Consider the following 3,471-nt stretch of genomic DNA (forward strand, 5'->3'; position numbering starts at 1 on the left):
GCCCCCGGCAGTACCTGCGGCCCCGAACGCGCCGGTGCCGCCTACGCCGCCAGCGCCGCCTCCACCCCCGTTGGCATGGCTGCCGTCGTCATAGGTCCAGCCGGCACCGCCCGCTCCGCCTTTGCCGCCGGTAGCGCCGGTGCCGCCCATGCCGCCGGTCCCGCCCATGCCGCCCTGGCCGCCGCTGCCGTCGCCCTGGCCACTGCCCCCGCCGGGGAAGCCACCGGTTCCACCTGCGCCGCCTTGACCGCCCGCAGCGCCGGCGCCGCCTTGACCCCCGCTCCCGCCGATACCTCCCGCGGCGGCATCGCCGCCGAAACTGCCGCCGCTTTGCGGGTTACCGGACAAACCCAGACCGCCTCCGCCGCCGGTGCCGCCGGTTCCTCCGGTGCCGCCCGGCGCGCCAGCCCCGCCTTGACCCCCGGTTCCCCCGGTGCCGGCCGAACCGCCGGGGCCGCCGGGATTGCCAGGGCCGCCCTGGCCGCCGTCACCCCCCCGGCCGCCCGTGCCGCCGCTTTGCCCCGCCGCTCCGTTCTGGCCGGGGTCACCATTGATCCCGGCGCCACCCTGTAGTCCAGCGCCGTTGCTGCCGGTCTCACCCATCTCGCCGGCACCGCCGTCGTGCGCGACGGCCGGCGGGGCAGCCGGGTTCGCGACGCGCTGGGGGTTAACCGCGTTGGCTCCGACGAAGCCGGCGCCACCATTTCCACCCAGGCCCCCGTGACCGGACAGCCACCCGGCATTTCCGCCGTGGCCGCCGGCGCCTCCCGCGCCTCCAGGCAGCGCGACGCCACCGGCGCCGCCGTTTCCGCCGTTTCCGATCAGGCCGGCACTCCCCCCGGCCCCGCCGGCCTGCCCGGCGGCACCGGCAGCACCATTGCCGCCGTTGCCATACAACAAACCGCCGTCAGCACCAGGTTGGCCGGGCAGAGCGCCATTGGCCCCGTCACCAATCAACGGGCGTCCAAGCATGGCCCGGGTGGGGGCGTTGACCACATCGAGCAGTTGCTGCATCGGTGAAGCATTGGCCGCCTCGGCGGCCTGGTAAGCCGTTCCCGCGGTGCTTAGCGCACGAATGAAATCCGCATGCAACGCCGACGCCTGCCGGCTCAACGCCTGATACGCCTGGGCATTCCCGGAGAACAACCGCGCGATTGCCGCCGACACTTCGTCGGCGCCGGCAGCCATGACTCCAGTGGTCGACGCGGCCGCGGCCGCGTTGGCCGCTCGCAGTGCCACTCCAATTCCATTCAAATCTGCCGCTGCCGACGAGAAAACCTCGGGCACAGCGCTGACAAACGACATCTCCCGACCTTCCGCTGCGCGATAACGCCCCGAGCGGATCGTATGCTCCAAAACCGCGTTTTGGGGAATCGGCGGCTAATTCCCATCGGAATTGACGGGCGGGCCAGTCCCGCAGCGGCTCCGTGATCGGGGCGATCGTGGCAGCAAGCTGGCGAGGCAGGGAGGTCAAAGCGCGGGAACGATGCCCCCTACCTGAAGCCCGAGCGCCAATGGCAGCCCGAAGTCGGCAGCGCGGCCGAATTCAACGAGATCAATGCTCGCCAAATTCTCCGGTCCAAAAGACCGGTTCAAAATACGATGCCTTGGCTACCGGTTTGCCCTGGCTGACCCCCAGGTCCTCCTGCGCCTCCGACGCCGCCCATGCCGACGGTGCCTGCTGCCGAAGCTGAGGTGTGCACACCACCCCCGCGGCCCCCATCACCGCCGCTAACCGAGTTTGCCGAGCTGTCACCGCCGCCGCCGCCGTTGCCGGCGGTAGCAGGTCCTGTTCCGGAGGCGATGGCGTCGCCGCCGTACCCTCCGAGGCCGCCGCTGGCACCGGCGCCGCCGGATCCGCCCGCGCCGCCGAGGGCGAATCCGTTTCCGTTGTTCGTTGCACCACCTCCAGCGCCGCCGAGCCCACCGTGGTCAGTAGCGCCGACTCCACCGGCACCGCCGTGGCCGCCCGTCGCACTACCCGTCGTGGTCTGAGGGATAGCGATGTAACCGGCACCGCCATCCCCGCCCTGACCGCCGGTGGTGCCATTGCCACCTGCGCCGCCGTCGCCGCCGGTGACGGATCCCGATCCGTAGCTGGTCCCGCCACCGCCTCTCCCGCCGAATCCGCCGCGGCCGGTGGTGCCGTTGCCGCCCGCGCCGCCGCCGCCGCCGGTGGCAAGTCCACGCCCGTCTTGCACTCCAGCGCCCCCGTCTCCTCCGTCACCGCCAACGGTGCCGTTGCCACCAGTCCCAGCGCCGCCGCCGGTGGCATGGCCGGCAGAGACGGCGTTGCTGATGTAGCCGATGCCGCCAGATCCGCCGGTTCCGCCGCTGCCGGTGGTCCCGCCATCGGCGCCGTCCGCGCCCGCGCCGCCTGTCGCGTTCCCGGTTCCATAGTTCGTCGCCGAGCCGCCGCCGCCACCGTTTCCGCCCCCGAGCGCGCCAGTGCCGCCGCCGCCACCGTCGCCGCCGATCGCATTGCCGGTCCCATAGTTGATCGCGGAACCGCCATACCCGCCGCTACCGCCGGAACCGTCAGCCGAGGCACCGCCCACCCCGCCCTGGCCGCCGATTGCGTCTCCTGGTCCCAGACGAGATACCGAGCCGCCAGCCCCGCCTTGGCCTCCGACGCCGCTGCCAGTGCCGTCCCCGCCGTGACCGCCGCTGCCGCCCTGCCCGGCGATCGCACCGCCTTGGCCACCCGTCCCACCGACACCCCCATTTCCGCCGCCGGGGGCGGCATCGCCACCGGCTCCGCCGAGGCCGCCGTTGCCGTAGCTGCCGCCCCTGCCGCCGGTACCACCCGAGCCGCCGGGAGTGCCTTGGGCCGCCGCAGGGTCACTGGCGGCGTCGTAACCGTGGCCGCCGGTGCCGCCGTTGCCGCCGAGCCCGGGGACTATGACTCCGCTGGGACCAGCCGCCCCAACCCCTGCGCCAGGACCGCCGGCAGCACCCCCGGCGCCGCCCACCCCGCCGCTGCCCGGCTCGCCGCCGGCGCCTCCTGTACCTGCCACGGTCATGGCGTCTCCGGGCCCACCCACACCGCCGTTGCCGGGCGCCCCCGGATTGCCGCCGGCACCGCCCGCACCGCCGTTCCCGTTGGGCCCAGCCGGGCCCCACAGCACTGATCCGTGGCCGCCGGAACCACCTATCCCCCCGTCACCGCCGTGGCCGCCGGCGCCGCTGTTGCCGCCCAGGCCGCCAGTAGCGCCGACGACGGTGGCGTCTGCACCTGCACCGCCCATTCCGCCGACCCCACCGGCTCCACCGACACCGCCTTGGCCGCCAACCCCGCCAACGCCGAATATCCGCCCGCCGTTTCCGCCCGTTCCGCCCGCGCCGCCAAGACCACCGTCGCCGCCCTGCCCACCAGGGCCGCCCGACAGCGTCGAAGTGCCCGGAGTGCCCGCGGTGCCGACCGCGCCGGCCGCTCCGGCCCCGCCCCCTCCTCCCGGCCCGCCGTTTCGG

Annotated in this window: 1 protein-coding gene and 1 pseudogene; both read right to left on the bottom strand. The window is 74.2% G+C overall.

Annotation, left to right across the window (positions count from 1 at the left end; translation table 11 throughout):
- Nucleotides 1-1,305, bottom strand: a 1,305-nt coding sequence (locus AWC27_RS17905) for a PE family protein (protein ID WP_085671721.1), incomplete at its 3' end; no start/stop codon positions are given.
- A gap of 287 nt (nucleotides 1,306-1,592) precedes the next feature.
- A pseudogene (locus AWC27_RS31240) lies at nucleotides 1,593-3,471 on the bottom strand (PE family protein); the annotation flags it as partial.

This window comes from Mycobacterium szulgai (assembly GCF_002116635.1).
In the GTDB taxonomy this organism is placed as follows: domain Bacteria; phylum Actinomycetota; class Actinomycetes; order Mycobacteriales; family Mycobacteriaceae; genus Mycobacterium; species Mycobacterium szulgai.